The following is a 16,925-nucleotide window of genomic DNA, read 5'->3' on the forward strand; positions in this document are numbered from 1 at the left end:
AATGGGTGGACTTAATAGTAGTAAGGCTAAAAAGGCCAAGTTAAAAAAAGTATCAAGGTGGTAGGCATGCTGAAGAGGTTTTCTGGCGTTCACTGAATAAGTTTATCAGTTATGGACCGCTAGGGGGATAGAAATGTATATTTCAAAGATGCCGTGTAACTATTCATCTACAATAATAAATATAAATGGGTCGAATCACCACGTTCCATCTGGTTATGGGAATAAGCTTCAAATGATGATTGAAGGGTTTATCAATATAAATTGGTATATTTGATCTGATAAATAGTACTCAGGTATGACTCAAGCGGTGAGACGTGTATCACGTTTGCTTAAGGAAGTTTTCTGTCAATCTAGATAACTTTCTTGGGTATGCTGAGTGAGTTTATTATTTTTCTGGCCTGTAACACTATATTTTTTATGAAATCCTTATTTTAAAAATATATGTTGGTTATTGGTTTGAGGAGGATTAAAGCCTGACACTCAATAATAATTAAAATACGATCTGTTTATTGGTAATAGGTAGAGCCCCTCTTGCTCACTAGATAGTCACTGTTAGCCGCAGGGTATAGTCGTTATAGTCTTTGGCAGCAAGAGAGATATCGCTAAGGGCCGCTTGCCGCTTTGGGTAGACCGGTCAGGGTGGCTATTCTGACGTGCCCTGAGCTGGAGGGCGAAAGTTCGAATAAGCCTTCTTATACTTACATAGCTGCTGATCAGGCTGGGCCTTTGCTGATGTTTCCAGTGCTTGCCGTCCCCCTGGTATCTGATAATCCCCTCTTTATACTGCAGGTATGATTAACCTGAATATTGGCTGGGTAACCAAAGTATATGATGCTGCAATAGGGTGTTCACCCTGCATATTTAGCTGAGCGTCTATATAAGTCTTTCAGTCTATTTATAATAGGCGCCTAATTTTCCTTCCGGAACCGATTATGCCGAGACCCAAGTCCACCGTTCCATTGGATGAAGTGCATTGGGGAGCACTGAAAACCCTGTTTCCCTACTTGTTGGAATTCCGCCGTGCTGTCGCCCTGGCAATCCTGTGTCTGATTGGGGCTAAAGTGGCTGGAGTTACTCTGCCATTTATTCTTAAGCACATTGTTGATGATCTGGATAGCGCCGGCGGCGTTGCCCAAGCTATCGCACTGCCATTGGGGCTTTTACTGGCCTATGGCGTGGTGCGGTTTTCCAGTACCTTTTTCGGTGAGTTAAGGGACACTATTTTTGGTCGTGTGACCGAGCGTGCTCAGCGCCGAGTAGGGCTGGAGGTGTTTCAACATCTACATAAGCTGGACCTGGATTTTCACCTGGATAGGCGTACTGGCGGTTTGTCCAGGGATATCGAGCGAGGTAATAGTGGCATTGGTTTCCTGATGCGCTTTATGGTGTTCAATATCGTACCCACCCTGGTAGAGATAGCCATGGTAGCGGGGCTGCTTTGGTGGAATTACAGCGGTGCATTCGCCCTGGTGGTTTTGGTGGCGGTCATTATTTATATCGGCTTCTCCGTGGTGGCTACCGAATGGCGCACCCGCTTTGTGCGAGCACTCAATGAGGCTGAATCCCAGGCCAGTAGTCGTGCAGTGGACAGCTTGCTGAATTATGAGACTGTCAAATACTTTGCGAATGAGCGGCACGAGTCCGGTCACTACGATAAGGAGCTTGCGATATGGGAGCAGGCCCGGCGTAAGAACCGCTTGTCTCTGTTTAGTTTGAATACCGGTCAGGCACTGATCATTGCCAGCGCCATGTGTGCCGCTATGGTGCTGGCAGCTGTTGGGGTCACTAAAGGGCAGATGACCATCGGCGACTTTGTCCTGGTCAACGCCTTTATGATGCAGATCTTTATCCCACTTAATTTCCTCGGGTTTGTCTATCGGGAAATGAAGGGGGCTCTGGCAAATATTGAGAAAATGTTCTCCCTGTTGACGGTAAAACCTGCCGTGGCAGATCGTCCAGAAGCTCCGGAATTGCAGGTGTCCGAGGGGCGTATCGATTTTGAGCAGGTGCAGTTTGGTTACAGGGATAATCGAGAGATATTGCGCGGTGTGAGTTTCTCGGTGCTGCCACGTCAGAAAGTCGCCATTGTTGGTGCTAGTGGTGCCGGCAAATCCACCTTGTTTAAGTTGTTGTTTCGTTTCTACGATACTCTGGAGGGCAGTATTCGTATCGATGGCCAGGACATCCGTAAGGTAACTCAGGAGTCCCTGCGTCGGGCAATCGGTGTGGTGCCCCAGGATGCGGTACTGTTTAACCAGTCGATTAAGGAAAATGTGCGTTACGGCCGGGTAGGGGCCACCGATAAAGACGTGATGGAGGCTATTCAACACGCTCACCTGGCGGGCTTTGTTGAGCAGTTGCCTCTGGGCATCGATACCTTAGTGGGGGAACGCGGACTGAAACTCTCTGGTGGAGAGAAACAGCGTGTGGCAATTGCTCGGGCCCTGCTCAAAAAACCACCGATTATGATTTTTGATGAGGCGACTTCTTCCCTGGATAGCCGCTCAGAGCAAAGTATTGTCGCTTCGCTGCAGGAAATTGCCCGCGAGCAGACCACTCTGGTGATTGCTCACCGCCTGTCCACAGTCGTTGATGCGGATGTAATTCTGGTGATGGACCAGGGGCGGATTGTTGAGCAGGGCTCCCACAGCCAATTGCTGGCAACAGACGGCCATTACGCAATGCTCTGGCGCATGCAGCAGCAAGAGCGTGCAAATGAGACCGGGGTGGAGAACCAGGAGGCTCCGCAGATTACCGCGCCCACTTAGATACGTTGCTGAGGGGTGCCTTGATAATTGTGCGCAGCCCGACTAATGTGGCGCCGATACAAGATAACGATAGGCAGAGCGATATGACCATTCCTTTTCAGTCCTCCAAGATCGCTGCCGCACTGCTGGCGATAGTACTGGTGGGCGGCTGTAGCAAAAACAAAGAGGCCGAAGAAGTCACTAAAGATGAGGCCGAGGCTCAGATTGTTGAGTCAGAGACTGTGACCCCACCCTCCGGTCAGACTGTAGAGAATGCGGATAAGCGTTTTGATATTTATGTGCCGGTAGAGCTTACCGCCAACCTGGCAAGCCTGAGCGAAAATCAGCGTAAGATGATTGGCCTGTTGATCGATGCCAGTCAGGTTATGGACCGTCTGTTCTGGTTGCAATCTTATGGCCCAGCACAGGTATTGCTGCCGGAAATCGAGAACAGCCGCGCGCGCAAGTTTGCCGATATTAACTATGGCCCCTGGGACCGTCTCAATGACAATAAGCCGTTTATTGTCGGCTATGGGCCCAAGCCTCTGGGCGCCAATTTCTACCCTGCTGATATGACCCGTGAGGAATTTGAGAATTGGGACCAGCCTGGTAAGGATGGCCTCTATTCTCTGGTACGTCGCGACGATGCGGGCAAGCTGGAATTGATTCCCTACAACAAGGCCTACAATGCGGACCTGAAGAAAGCTGCCGATATTCTGCGCCAGGCTGCAGCATTGGCAGAGAGCAAGGAATTTGCCCACTACCTGACCATGCGTGCCGATGCACTGCTAACCGATAATTTCCGTCCCAGCGACATGGCCTGGATGGATATGAAGGAAAATGAGATCGATGTAGTAATTGGCCCGATTGAGAACTACGAAGACCAGATGTTCGCCTACCGCACCGCCTATGAGTCCTACGTATTGCTGAAGGATAAAGAGTGGAGCGAAAAGCTGGCCAAGTTCGCCGCGCTCCTGCCGGAGTTGCAAAAAGGCCTGCCGGTAGACGAAAAATACAAATCTGAAGAGCCGGGTACCGATTCCGACTTGAATGCTTACGATGTGCTCTTCTATGCAGGCCATAGTAATGCCGGTTCCAAGACCATCGCTATCAACCTGCCCAATGATGAAGAGGTGCAGTTGGCCAAGGGCACCCGTCGCCTGCAACTGAAAAATGCGATGCGCGCTAAGTTCGATAAGATCCTGGTGCCAATCAGTGATGTGCTGATAGCCCCGGACCAACGCGAGCACATTACCTTTCCAGCGTTCTTTGCTAACACCATGTTCCACGAAGTTGCCCACGGTCTCGGCATCAAAAAGACTGTTAACGGTGGTGCGAATGTGCGTACGGCACTGAAAGAGACTTCCTCCTCACTGGAAGAAGGCAAGGCGGATATTCTCGGCTTGTATATGGTGACCCGTCTGCACGAGAAAGGTGAGATTGAAGAAGGCGAGTTGATGGATAACTACGTTACCTTCCTCGCCGGAATCTTCCGTAGCGTACGCTTCGGTGCTGCGAGTGCACACGGTAAAGCGAATATGGTTCGGTTCAACTTCTTCAAGGAGCAAGGCGCCTTTTCCCGTGATCCTGAGACCGGGCAATACAGCGTGGATTTCGAGAAGATGCAACAGGCTATGACCAACCTGTCGCGCCTGATCCTTACTATACAGGGCGATGGCAACTATGAAGATGCCAAAGCTTTGTTAGCCAAGCAGGGCGTGATTGGCCCTGAATTACAGGCTGACCTGGATAGACTGGCAGAAGCAAATATCCCCGTGGACGTTACTTTTATCCAGGGGAAAGAGGTACTCGGCCTGAAATAACTGGGTTGAACGACTTAGTGGAAAAGCCCGGTATTGCCGGGCTTTTTTTTGATCTCAAAACAGGGGCGTGGATTTCCTTATCCACTCAGCCACTATTATTTGTTCAATTTGAAAAATTAGTCGATTGGGAATTTTTTATATTTTGTTGCCCAATTTCTAGTGTCTACGCCAAGCCTTGCGTTGAAATGTCATAAATCTTAAAAGCCCATGTAACCATTAATATTTTAGGGGAGGCTGTTGATATACCAGGGTGCTTCTCTGTTTACATTATTATTTATATTCGATTTTCTGAAAAAATGGCGTTGTGTGGAATGTTAAAATGTTATCAGGTGGTTATATTCCAAGCATCTCCACTAAGTGGTTCTATCTTGCTTGCGCCTCTGAACCCGTTTGCTGAATGGGAGCTATACAACGTGTATATAGCGCTTAATTCATTGGTACCGGTGTACGTCAATAGTCGTAAAAATAATTGGATTTTTTCCCTTTCATCACTGAATAATGATCGACTGTTGTGCAATTGAAATGATTCCTTATTAATGCATTGGGGAGATAAAATGAGTCGTATTTTATACACTGGTACAAAAAACGCTTCCAGTTGGGCATTTCGTGCCTGGCTCTCTTTAAGAGAGTTGGATGTTGAGTTTGAAGAGCGAGTAGTGGATATACGAACCCCACAGCGATTTGAAAACCTGCAGAGAATCGGCGAAATATCACCATCAGCATCGGTGCCAGTTTTGATTGATGGCAATAGCGTAATTTTTGACTCTTTGGCGATAATGGAATATGCCAATGAAATTGGCACTGGCAGCTTGTTGCCATCAGATCCACTATCAAAAGCCAGGGTGCGCTCCTTCCTGAGCTGGCAGCATGCTGGCTTATCGGGCCTCTGTCCCCGGCTTTCGTTTGAAAGTGCCTTTTATCCGGATAAACGAGATATGACAACTGATGAGCAAAAGGATGCCGATCGGTTGTTTTCCATCTGGGAGAATGAACTGGAATCTAGTAGCGGATCTTATTTATGTGGAGCCTTGTCCTTGGCAGATCTGGTATTTGTACCCACAATAATCAGGATATATGCACATTCTCCCCAAATAGCAACTTGGCCTCTCACACAACAGTGGATTAAGAGACTTCTGGCCAGGGAGAGTGTTGAGGAGTGGATGTCCACGGCCAGATCCTTGCCGCCAGTAATCCTGGAGGACTATTAGGTACTGTCCGAATCTTGGATGTCCGTAATTTAGCATTGAAGTGGTTAATCTTACTCATAATGGCAGGAAGTAGGACATGTGCCAGTCATACCTACCGTGGCGATAATCTGGCACTTGAGTTGCTACTTGCTACCTTCTGTCTGTTGATGGCGTATATAGCTTGCTAAAAGAAGGATGCCACGTACTTTTTGCAGGAAATCCCTCAAATGCGAACCTATAGAATTTCAATGGCAAAAAGGCGACTAAAATAACCAGGGATATAGAGGAGGCCAGCTCGATGGATTTGGGTGGCCAATATAAAAATATTAAGGATAATCATTGGAACAATGAAAATACCAGCCTTGATTCTAGCCTTTATCTTCAGTCATTGCGTGCAGGCTTCTTGTCAACTGGAGGAGTATGAGCGATTCTTGAATACACAAAGCCTGGTGATGTTGGAAGCTTCCGTAAAACTATTCGAAGACGATAAAGATAAGTTTAAGACAATTAAACCGTTTGTAAAAATGGAAGTCAGAAATAACAAGCTCAAGGTTTATATCGCAAGGAAACTGAGTGAATTAAATCCGGAGGTATTGAATCTCACCGGACCGATTGCGAACCTGGTGCCCAGTGTATCGGTACAAATAATGCCAGATGGATCTATACGGGATAAAGTGGATCTGGCGATGTCTGCTGACTCATTTTACCGTCAGGAAAAGGCTGCAATGAAACCGGTTGAACAGTTGTACCTGTATCATGAGGGTATGACAGAAAAAGATAAAAAACGCTTCCTTATCGCCAGAAATTCACTGAGTAAGCATATGGAAACCAATGAGCAGTTCGTGTTTATGAAGAGAGCTTTTACCACATCGCTCGAAAGTGTTTGCCCTGTTGATTAACGAGCCCAATTGAATTCATAACAGGTGGGGAAGGTAGTGGGTTCTCAGTAATGTTTGAATTGAAAACAATAGCTTTATTCTTCATTACTGCACTAGCTGAGATTGCCGGCTGTTATCTTCCCTATCTTTGGATCAAGCATGGAATGAGTGCCTGGCTTTTACTGCCTGGTGGCATTAGTCTCGCTTTGTTTGTTTGGCTGTTAACGCTTCATCCTACTGCTGCTGGGCGAGTTTATGCAGCTTACGGTGGTATTTATATCTTTACATCAATTATGTGGTTATGGCTGGTGAATGGCGTCAAGCCCACTGTGTGGGATATAACTGGTGCCTGTATTGCCGTAATTGGCATGTCAATAATTATGTTTTCACCGCGGCAAATGGAATAGATATAACTTAGTTGAGTATACCATTACCACGGTTAATAAGAAAATATTAGCATCTGTTAAATAATAGTTTTTAAATCATTTTTACTACTACCATTAGTTTACTTAAGCAGGCTTTACTGTGTAGATAATGATTGTATTGTGTGTGATTTGTCGCAATAGGCTCTGTGGAAAGTAAGAAATCTGTAGGCTTACAGTTGGTGATTTTCGGTGTGATAGAGTCTTGTTGAATAAGAGCTTTTGTGGGTTTATCCAGTTTGGCGTAATAATTATCTTTCTGCCATATTTGTTGAAGTGTTTAACCTGGTGTGAATGTATGCCGCTTCATTATTATCAATAAAGACTGGTATTGTCCCGGTGTGAGTTACAGGTTGTGATCATTAATGTGATTCTGCTTTCATGCAGATTGGGCATTGGTTGCTTTTGGTACAATGGTTCAGGTTGTATTTTTTGAAATATCAGTTGCTGGCAGATATAGCTTTAATAGGTTGCTCATCTCCAGCAGTACTACATTCTAATGGGTTTAAGGCTATGCCATTTGGTTGTTCAAGGTTGGATTGAAAATATAAATGTAAAAGATGCATGCATGTGGTTTTCTTGCCTATATGGAAATTTTTTTCGGATATCTGGTGCTTGATCTGTTGGTGTGAGTTTTTTGTTGTTTGAGTTGGAATTTTTGTGGATTTTGAAGGTTCAGGAAAATCTTAGCTTAATTAGTTCTTTCTATGTCGAAGTCGCCTGAATGATTTTTAATAAATTTTCCACTTCACTCTAGGTGTTTCTTTTTTACTGTTAACTTCAGATCCGTTTGATCTTTTTTATTCCTTCGGTAGAAGATTTTCTGATGTTCTTATAATTATTTTTAGCTTTCCTATTCCTGTTGGCTGGGGCATTCTACCGGCTTGGGCTATCGGTAAAATGGTTGCTGTTTATAGGGATGTCTGTTGGGGAGGTTAAATATTTTAACCACCTATAACATATGCCATTTTGTTATTTGTTTTGGGAATAATTTCCTATGGCCCTTTTCCAGACCTAGGTCAAACTCTCCTTGGCTTTGGGTGTACTCTCCTTTGAAACAATCAATAAATGAAGGGAATCTAATATGAAAAATGTAAGTGTTAATCCAATAAAAGCAGTACTTCTCGCCGTTGCGGGAGCCGCCAGCATTTCGGTATCGGGTGTGGCTTCAGCTGTCAGCTGTGGTGATGTCCTCACTAGTCCAACTGTCCTGTCAGGGGATATTCCCGCATGTGCTATTAATCCTGCAGTAACGTTAAAAGAAGGTGCCAGTCTGGATTTAAATGGTTATACCATTAGTTGTGATACCCCCGTTGGAATCGGAGTAAGGCTAGTTGGGGCAGGCAGGGTTCTTGAAGATACTGCTGGTGGTGGAAGTATTGAAGGCTGTGCCACCGGAGTATCGGCTGAAGGTGATGGAGGCCACTTAATTACAGGTATAAGCACCACTGCTAATAGTTTGTCCGGAGTTACCCTCTGGAGCGCAGGCAATACCTTGGAGGCCTCTTACGCAAATGGTAATACTGGCATGGGAATCCGGTTGATGGGTGATGGAAGCCAGGTGAGAACTACCGAGGCGACTGGTAATTCCCTGATGGGAGTCAAAGTTGTTGGGAATAACTCATTACTGAGGCTGAATGATACCAGCTCTAATTCAGCTAGTGGCATAGTAGTTGCCGAAGGAAATGGCGGTATAATTGCTGATAACATATCAACGGCTAATGGTGTAAATGGAATAATGATGCAGGCGTTTGGCCAGACTGGGTGGCTCATTATAAGTAATGATGCAGCAGGCAATGCTGGAAATGACTTGATGGATCAGAATGTTCCTCCATGCACTGGCAGTGTTTGGGCGCTTAATACTTTCGATAATGCGAATGATGCCTGTATCCAATAGAAGTAAAATCTGACTTTTGGGTGGACCTATATATCCAAGATGTGTTTGATATGTAGGTCCATTACATGAACTGGTGCACCCCTAAAGGTTTGTAATCCTCAGAAAGTTAACAGTGTTAATTTTCTTTGAAAAATTTGGGACTTGAATGGGAGTTCAGTTCTATTTTAGTTGGAATATGTTTTTTAAAGTGGAAAATTTTATGGGTCCTCTGGTGAGTGGGTAGTGTTCTCAATATTATGATTTTTCTCAAAATAATCAAGATTATATGTGGTAGTGATTTTTCATATTTTTTAACAAGATTTACGTTGTAAATAGTCAGGCCTTATTATGACTCTGTTCGTCATATCATTAATTTCTTTACGGTTGTTTTTTTGGCCGGCTGGACGTGTATTAGTCTCATATTTTGTGCTTTCATTGTTTTGCATAATTGAGTCATAAAGCTCTCTCTTTCCTTTTTTACATCTAACTAGGTCTTTTTTCCTATTTTTTCAGTGCTTATGTCCTATTGCGAAAGTGCTGCCTGACTACAAAACTCATCACTGCATCAGGCTGTGGATTTAGATAAGAAGTAACCGGTTGTGTGTTTCTAGTGTGAGGAAATTTACAAGGATAGTTGCCGAAGTATCGGTATAATTTTCATTGGGTATTGCACGGAAATTTCAGTAGAATTTGGTGTTTGCTTTTAATGCTATGGCATGATGTTAGTTTTGTTCATCTTTTAAGCAGTATAAGAAGTTTAATTTCGCTAATTTCATATTTTAAGGAGATAAATGTGAAAAGATGTACCCCCATAGCAGCAGCAGTTTTGTTTGCTATCGCCAGCCAAGGTGTTTTCGCTGACAATAATTTTGCTGGTCTCAGTCAAATGGGTGATAACCATGCAGCTACAGCGCTCCAGGGAGATCCAACTGTATCTTTTAGTTCGATCTGGCAAACCCAGTCTGGCTCTACAAACACTGCTTTTGCTCAGCAAATAAACTCCACAACGTTGAGTGCAATACTGCAAACGCAGGCTGGGTTTTCAAATAACGCTTTCGCTATACAGAGCTTTGCCGGTCCTGGAGCTTTAAGTACCATTTTTCAAGATGGTACAAGTAATGGTGCTACTACAGTGCAGACCAGTGTCAGTGCGACAAGTGCCGAAATCAATCAGTTTAATGTAATGAATACGGCAGCTGTTACTCAGACAATAACATCCTTGGGAACTTCTGCATTAATCAATCAAACTGGTACGTCAAACTCTGCAACGGTAGGTCAGTCTATTGCTGCAGCTACAACTGCGATTGTTGCTCAAGAAGGCGATGGAAACTTCGCGGTTGTTATTCAAGCTAATACTAGTAATAATTTTCTCCAGGCAAGCCAGCGAGGAAGTAACAATGTTTTAGGTGCCTCACAAACTGGTTTTGGCCATATTGCCAACATCAGTCAAGAGCAAGAAGGTAACTTCCTAGTTTATGCTCAAGCAGGTGTATCGAATGTTGCCAGTAGCACACAAATTGGAACAACTAATACCGGACAATTGAATCAGTCAGGTAGTTTCAATACGGCCACTACTTTTCAGCGTGGGTTATTAAATGATTTTGTTTTATCCCAGGCTGGAATAGCAGATGTTGCCACTGTTTTCCAGGATGGCAATAATCATAGTGCTGTAATTTTCCAGTAAAATTTTTCATCACTTGGAATCTCCCAGTAAGTGTATTTTAATTACTGGGAGAGATTTTTATAAAAGGCGTCCTTTGATAACTTGTATTTAACTCTGAAGCGCACCACCCTTTAGGTTGAGGAGATAACTGTATATTCTCCCAATATCTGCCGAGGGCTTTTATAGCTCAAAGTTTTCCTGGGGCGATTATTTAAACGTTCAACAGCCAAAACAACTTCTTTTTGATTCACAAACTTGAAGTCAGTATTTTTCGGAAAGTGCTGGCGCAGCAGACCGTTTGTGTTCTCGTTTAGGCCTCTCTCCCAAGAGACATACGGATGTTCAAACTAGACTTAAGAATCCAGAGCCCCTCTAATCTTCTCATGTAAAGTAAATTCTTTGCCATTATCGGCGATAATAGTAAGTGCTAAATGTTTATACAGTTCAAGTAGTACAATTGCAGCCTGAGTGACCAGATTTTCCGTCTTGCGTGCAATCTGCTTAGAGAGAGTAAACTTGCTCTTCCAATCTACAACGGTGACCAGATCACCGCTTTGACTTTTACTTATAACGGTAACAATTTCCCAGTCTCCTATGCGAGATTTATTATCTATAAATTGTGGTAGCTGTTCGATGCTGATGATGGCCTTAATGTTCCTCTGAGTTGATTTTCCATTGGCTCGCTTGTTGTAGGATCTATCCCTGTATCATAAATTCTCGTACAAATTTCCACTTCGCTGCTTATCAGTCAAGACATACAGGTAATTGGTTTCTTGGCTGATTGGCAAGTTTTACTCCTGCTTTAGCCAGCCGGAAATCTCCCCTGGGCTCCACCTTTTTCGATACTAGTGTTTGAACCTATGGCTTAATCCGTGCTGAATTAAAGGAGGTGTGGAAATATCGAAGTTGGCTTTGGTTTGAGGGAAATAGTTGCCAGATTGAAGTGGCAGGCCGACATAGGCTGGAGGTAAGAGGCTACAAAGAGAAGAAATCTGTAAATTCCGTTTCTTATTTTTAAAAAAAGTAATAGCCCTCTTTTCGAGGGCTATTACTTTGCTAGTGAATCTAGCTATGGCTGTTGATCTATTGGTACCGCGCAGGCCAGGTAAACATCCAGCTTGTTATTGGTATAGCTCAGACCTTTCAGGCTCAGACGGATCTGGTCAAAATTTGCCTGGGTATTCGCCAGGAGCAGTCGATGATAGTGTGCGCCGTTGACCTTGAAGGGGGCGAGCATATAACCGCTTGTCGTTTCGCCAGTGGCTACTCCGTCCAAATAGGTGCTGATAACAATGCTGTTCAGTTCGATCTCATCCAGTATAGAGTTACCGTTTTCTACCAAGAAGCCAATCATATAGCGGCCACTCTTGACGTTGTCATGGTTTATCTGGATATAGGCGCTACCGCCAGCTCCACTCACTATTTCCATCCTGGCAGCATCGGAGAGTATTCCATTGGCTACTTTGTCAATGGATATTACGGAACAACCATCGCAGGGTGCGGTTATGCCGCTGACCAATTCAGCGTCGACCCCATCCATAACTTCAAGACCTTCGAAGGAAGTACAGGAAAGTGCATTGTCGAAGTCACAGACATTGCCTACGCCGTCGTTATCGGAATCCTCTTGGAGTGGGTTTATAGTTTGTGGGCAATTATCGATGTCATTCTCTACACCGTCATTGTCCACATCCGGGTCACAGGCATCGCCTAAGTTGTCACCGTCGGTATCGGTCTGATTTGGATTTGGGATAGCGGCACAGTTGTCTACGGTATCATCAGAACCGTCGTTATCCTGGTCCTGATCACAGGCATCACCGACCCCATCGTTATCACTGTCTTCCTGTCCGCTATTTGGTATTGCCGGGCAGTTATCAGAGTTGTCGTCGACGCCGTCACCATCGGTATCATTATCGCAGGCATCGCCAGTGCCGTCGTTGTCGCTGTCGGTCTGGTCGTTTGGTGTGAAAGGGCAGTTGTCACTATTGTTGTCTACGCCATCTCCATCGCGGTCACTGTCACAGACATCGCCGATACTATCGCCATCCTGGTCGGCTTGATCGGGATTGTAATCTGCCGGACAGTTATCCTCTCCATCATCATAGCCATCGTCGTCGCTGTCACTGTCGGCGTCACAAGCATCACCAATGCCATCGCCATCCTGGTCTTCCTGCAGTGTATTGCTGACAAGTGGACAGTTATCAACATTATTTAATATGCCGTCACCATCAATGTCAGAATCGCAGGCATCGCCGATACTATCGCCATCAGTATCGGCTTGGTTAGCGTTGGGAGTAAGGCTGCAGTTATCGTTGACGTCAGCTACACCGTCATTGTCATCATCGGAATCGCAAATGTCTCCTTGAGCATCACCGTCGTTATCCGCTTGATCCTCGTTGGGGAGGTAGACACAGTTGTCGGCGTCATTATCGATAGTATCTCCGTCGAGATCGCTATCACAGGCGTCGCCGATAGAGTCACCATCCAGGTCTAACTGATCGGTGTTGGGTACATTGACACAGTTGTCGATGCTGTCTGGAATTAAGTCGCCATCACTATCGGTGTTGTCATCACAGGCATCACCGTAGCCATCGCCATCTGTGTCGGTCTGATCCTCATTGGGTTCCAGCGGGCAGTTATCGCTGTTATTTTCAATACCGTCATTGTCGCGGTCGCTGTCACAGATATCCCCGATGCCATCAGCGTCGGTATCAGTTTGGTCTTCATTGGCATCCGCGGGACAGTTGTCGGAGTCGTCGTCAATACCGTCAGCATCATCGTCACTATCGCAAGCATCGCCTTCACCATCGGAGTCGATATCGCCCTGATCGGGATTATTGATGGCGGGGCAGTTATCGGTACTGTTATCGACACCGTCATTGTCCCTATCTGAATCGCAGGCGTCGCCGATGCCATCGTTATCCAGATCTTCCTGGGTGGCGTTCGGGATTTCTGGGCAGTTGTCGGCATCGTTATTTACGCCATCGCCGTCTTTGTCATTGTCACAGGCATCACCAATGCCATCTCCATCGGCATCATCCTGGCCGGGATTAGCCGTGTGCGGGCAATTATCTGCGCCATCATCGAAGCCGTCATTGTCGCTATCGCTGTCGGCGTCACAGAGATCGCCAATTCCATCGCTATCCTGGTCGGCTTGATCTGGATTGGCTGTGTCCGGGCAATTGTCCAGGCTGTTGGTGTAGTCATCACCATCGCGATCGTTATCGCAGGCGTCGCCAACGCCATCATTATCCATATCCCCCTGCCCATGGTTGGCATCAGCTGGGCAATTGTCGTTGTCATTTTCGATATTATCGCCATCGAGATCGTCATCACAGGCGTTGCCGATGCCATCGCTATCACTATCCGCCTGGTCTGAATTGGCTGTGAGAGGACAGTTGTCACCGGAGTCTGGAAAGGTGTCTCCGTCATCGTCACTATCACAGGCGTCTCCACTGCCATCTACATCCAGGTCCTCTTGGTCAGAGTTAGTGATGTTTGGGCAGTTGTCATCGCCATCGTTTATGCCGTCTCCATCAGTGTCGATAGTACTGTCGCCGGGCAACAGATCCTCGGCAGCATTTCCCCTTCCGCCATCTGAGCCGCAAGCGCTCAAAAACAGCAGCGAAAAGAAAAATGCAATCAGCAGTATTTTTTGCATGGTCATAATCTCCGAAAGCAAATATTTTTTTTGTTATCTGTCGGAGAAGAAGAGATAGAACTCATCAAAGATAATGAAGGAATACGAAGAAAATTCGTGCTCGCTTCCTGTTCTCCACTTCCCTGTAGATAGGTTACGAAAGTGCACCATTACTTTATTAATACTTTTGTATGGTGTGGCAATGCGATATTTTTGTGCTGTCTAATATGCGTGTTTTTTTTCCGGAAAAGTGATGCTTGGTAGATTAATGGCGGACTATTTTCTGGGTTATATTCCGTGTAATTTGAAAAAATAAAATGCCGCCAAGTTTATGGGGATGTTAGCGTAGATGTTTCAGTAAATTCGTTTAGTCAATTCTGATAGTCGAGCGTGTTAGCCGAGCTGGATTTTGTGGTTGAGTTTTTTCATGGATATAAATTTTTTAATTGTTTAGTTGTGAGATTTTTATCAATAAGCGATATTTTTCGCTTTCTACTTTATTGCATTGCCCCTTCTTGCTGTGCCAGCGGATTGCTACTGGGCGCCGCCCTGACAGACTGGCTGGTCATGATTGCTTGATGGCCAGTTCCGTTTTTGACTAGTTCTCATGGTGTGTAGTCCATACACTGGTAAGCAGAAACGGGAGGGGTTTATGAAAATTGATGCAGCAGTTTGTTCTAGTGCGCGGCTTGCACGCGATCGGCGTTTTGATGGTCGCTTTTTCACAGCAGTGAAAACCACTGGAATTTTCTGTCGCCCAATTTGCCCGGCGCGTCCTCCACTGGAGCGCAATGTCACTTATTTTGCCACTGCGGCGGAGGCGGCCAACGCGGGTTTCAGGCCCTGTCTTCGCTGTCGGCCAGATTCTGCCCCGGGCAGTCCGGCCTGGGGCCTGGTGTCCACCAGCGTGCAGCGGGCTTTGAAGTTAATGCGCAGTGAACGTGAGCCCCAATCAGTGGAAAGGCTGGCGGAACGACTTGGTGTCAGTAGCCGCTATTTACGTCGCCTATTCGCCGAGCATCTGGGAGTAAGCCCTTTGGCGGTGTGGCAGACAGAGAGAGTGCTGTTCGCTTTTCGCTTGTTGCGCGATACTAATTTACCGGTTGCCGAAATAGCCTATGAGTCCGGCTTTAATAGCCTGCGCCGTTTTAATGGAGTGTTTAAGCAGATTTACCATCGCACACCCTCGGAGGTGCGTAAGGAAGGGCACTCTGAGCGGGTAGTAGCCGGTGCCCCAGCTCGATTGAGATTATATCTCGATTACCGACCACCACTGGATTGGCAACAACTGCTGGTTTTCCTCGATACGCGTGCTCTGAAAGGTGTGGAGCAGGTGAAAGGTGAAGTTTACTCGCGTACTTTTGCACTGGATGGCAGCCGGGGAATTATCCGTGTATCTCACGATTCAGGGCGAAACCGCATGGTTGTAGAGGTTTCCGGACAGGAGGGCGGTGCCGGTCTGTATCTGCTTAACCAGCGCCTGCGCCGGCTGTTTGATCTGGATGCAGATACGGAGGAAATCCGGGCGGTATTAAATGAGGACCCGCTGCTGGCAGATCAATTGGAGAAGAATCCGGGCTTGCGCTTACCCGGCGCCTGGGACCCATTCGAATATGCGCTACGGGCGATTCTCGGTCAGCAGATCAGTGTAGCGGCGGCGACTACTATTGCCGGACGTATTGTAGCCCGTTATGGGGAGTCTTTTGTGGACGATTCCGGCAAAGAGCGCTTGCTATTCCCAACGGCGGAGCGGCTCGCCGCGGCAGACTTTGCCGATATAGGATTGACCCGCGCTCGAGTGAAAACCCTACAGGAGTTTGTTGCTGCAACTCTGGATGGTCGTGTGAGTTTTGCCGATCAGTCCCTGGAGGATTGGTGCAGCCAAGTTACGGCATTGCCGGGTATTGGCGATTGGACGGCGCAATATATTGCTATGCGTGGCCTGTCGAAGCCGGATGCTTTTCCCGCTTCGGACCTGGGTATTCTGCAAGCCCTGGGCAGTGACGGTGAGAAGGTAAAACCCAAAGAGGCCCTGGAGCGAGCAGAGCAGTGGCGGCCCTGGCGGGCATATGGCGCCATTTTGTTGTGGCAGTCCCTGAAATCTGGAGAGAAAAAATGATTGTCTACGAGAGTTACATCACGGAGCTGGGTGATGTTGCCATCGCGGCCTGTGAGCTGGGGGGAGAGGATATCTCCAGGGGCATCGTTGCACTCCGGTTTTACGATGAGGAGCGCCCACTGCAGCTTGGGGCCGGTTGGCAGCGGGGCGCCTCGGAGCTGACAGATTTAGCGGCCCTGCAGCTGCGGGAATATATTGCCGGCCAGCGAAAAAGTTTTGATCTGCCACTGGCGCCACAGGGTACTGAATTCCAGCGCCAGGTTTGGGATGCGCTACTGCAAATTCCCTTCGGTGAAACCCGCAGTTACAGCCAGCAAGCCCAGTGGCTGGGGAAGCCCCGTGCTATTCGTGCGGTGGCGCGGGCCAATGGTGCCAACCCGGTTGCTGTGGTAATTCCCTGTCACCGTGTGATCGGAGCTAATGGCAGTCTCACCGGTTATGCCGGTGGCCTGCCTTTGAAGGCACGCTTACTCACCCTGGAGGGAGCCAACTTTGTAGGCCAGGGAGAGTTGCTCTGATACACAGGAAATGAAAAGCGCAAGGTTCATCCGCTAGCCACAGCCCTCCTGGCAC

At 46.7% G+C, this 16,925-nt stretch carries 11 protein-coding genes; 9 read left to right on the top strand and 2 right to left on the bottom strand.

Annotation, left to right across the window (positions count from 1 at the left end; translation table 11 throughout):
• Positions 1-932: 932 nt before the first annotated feature.
• The 7 genes from GL2_RS13175 (at position 933) to GL2_RS13205 (ending at position 10,617) form a co-directional block, all read left to right on the top strand.
• Positions 933-2,768, top strand: coding sequence for an ABC transporter ATP-binding protein/permease (locus GL2_RS13175; protein WP_143731101.1), 1,836 nt, complete (start codon positions 933-935; stop codon positions 2,766-2,768).
• Between the two features lie 83 nt (positions 2,769-2,851).
• Complete coding sequence (locus GL2_RS13180; protein WP_143732888.1) at positions 2,852-4,570, top strand: Zn-dependent hydrolase; 1,719 nt, start codon at positions 2,852-2,854, stop codon at positions 4,568-4,570.
• Between the two features lie 554 nt (positions 4,571-5,124).
• Positions 5,125-5,778 (top strand): glutathione S-transferase family protein, encoded by a 654-nt coding sequence (locus GL2_RS13185; protein WP_143731102.1) that lies wholly within the window; start codon positions 5,125-5,127, stop codon positions 5,776-5,778.
• 326 nt (positions 5,779-6,104) lie between these two features.
• On the top strand, positions 6,105-6,656 hold the full coding sequence (locus GL2_RS13190; RefSeq protein ID WP_143731103.1) for a hypothetical protein: 552 nt from the start codon (positions 6,105-6,107) through the stop codon (positions 6,654-6,656).
• Between the two features lie 50 nt (positions 6,657-6,706).
• Positions 6,707-7,042 (top strand): YnfA family protein, encoded by a 336-nt coding sequence (locus GL2_RS13195; protein ID WP_143731104.1) that lies wholly within the window; start codon positions 6,707-6,709, stop codon positions 7,040-7,042.
• 1,099 nt (positions 7,043-8,141) lie between these two features.
• The gene (locus tag GL2_RS13200; protein WP_143731105.1) at positions 8,142-8,954 is read left to right on the top strand and encodes a right-handed parallel beta-helix repeat-containing protein; all 813 of its coding nucleotides are present in this window, start codon (positions 8,142-8,144) and stop codon (positions 8,952-8,954) included.
• A 676-nt stretch (positions 8,955-9,630) separates the two neighbouring features.
• A complete protein-coding gene (locus tag GL2_RS13205; RefSeq protein WP_143731106.1) occupies positions 9,631-10,617 on the top strand; it encodes a hypothetical protein in 987 nt (328 codons plus the stop codon).
• Between the two features lie 332 nt (positions 10,618-10,949).
• Here GL2_RS13205 and GL2_RS22385 read toward each other — a convergent pair whose 3' ends face one another.
• Both GL2_RS22385 and GL2_RS21725 read right to left on the bottom strand, forming a co-directional pair.
• A complete protein-coding gene (locus GL2_RS22385; RefSeq protein ID WP_143732889.1) occupies positions 10,950-11,249 on the bottom strand; it encodes a hypothetical protein in 300 nt (99 codons plus the stop codon).
• A gap of 416 nt (positions 11,250-11,665) precedes the next feature.
• Positions 11,666-14,254, bottom strand: a complete 2,589-nt coding sequence (locus GL2_RS21725; RefSeq protein ID WP_197736453.1) for a thrombospondin type 3 repeat-containing protein — start codon at positions 14,252-14,254, stop codon at positions 11,666-11,668.
• A 631-nt stretch (positions 14,255-14,885) separates the two neighbouring features.
• On the opposite strand from GL2_RS21725, the gene GL2_RS13220 reads away from it, so the two are divergent.
• On the top strand, positions 14,886-16,352 hold the full coding sequence (locus GL2_RS13220; protein WP_143731108.1) for a DNA-3-methyladenine glycosylase 2: 1,467 nt from the start codon (positions 14,886-14,888) through the stop codon (positions 16,350-16,352).
• Positions 16,349-16,870, top strand: coding sequence for a methylated-DNA--[protein]-cysteine S-methyltransferase (locus GL2_RS13225; RefSeq protein ID WP_172621142.1), 522 nt, complete (start codon positions 16,349-16,351; stop codon positions 16,868-16,870). Before GL2_RS13220 ends, GL2_RS13225 begins: the two co-directional genes overlap by 4 nt.
• The last annotated feature ends 55 nt before the right edge of the window (positions 16,871-16,925 follow it).

Source organism: Microbulbifer sp. GL-2 (assembly GCF_007183175.1).
Lineage (GTDB): Bacteria > Pseudomonadota > Gammaproteobacteria > Pseudomonadales > Cellvibrionaceae > Microbulbifer.

Bases quoted from the DNA above. Each gene is read 5' to 3' on its own strand.
- GL2_RS13175 (WP_143731101.1), top strand. From the start codon at position 933: ATGCCGAGACCCAAGTCCACCGTTCCATTGGATGAAGTGCATTGGGGA.
- GL2_RS13180 (WP_143732888.1), top strand. From the start codon at position 2,852: ATGACCATTCCTTTTCAGTCCTCCAAGATCGCTGCCGCACTGCTGGCG.
- GL2_RS13185 (WP_143731102.1), top strand. From the start codon at position 5,125: ATGAGTCGTATTTTATACACTGGTACAAAAAACGCTTCCAGTTGGGCA.
- GL2_RS13190 (WP_143731103.1), top strand. From the start codon at position 6,105: ATGAAAATACCAGCCTTGATTCTAGCCTTTATCTTCAGTCATTGCGTG.
- GL2_RS13195 (WP_143731104.1), top strand. From the start codon at position 6,707: ATGTTTGAATTGAAAACAATAGCTTTATTCTTCATTACTGCACTAGCT.
- GL2_RS13200 (WP_143731105.1), top strand. From the start codon at position 8,142: ATGAAAAATGTAAGTGTTAATCCAATAAAAGCAGTACTTCTCGCCGTT.
- GL2_RS21725 (WP_197736453.1), bottom strand. From the start codon at position 14,254: ATGCAAAAAATACTGCTGATTGCATTTTTCTTTTCGCTGCTGTTTTTG.
- GL2_RS13220 (WP_143731108.1), top strand. From the start codon at position 14,886: ATGAAAATTGATGCAGCAGTTTGTTCTAGTGCGCGGCTTGCACGCGAT.
- GL2_RS13225 (WP_172621142.1), top strand. From the start codon at position 16,349: ATGATTGTCTACGAGAGTTACATCACGGAGCTGGGTGATGTTGCCATC.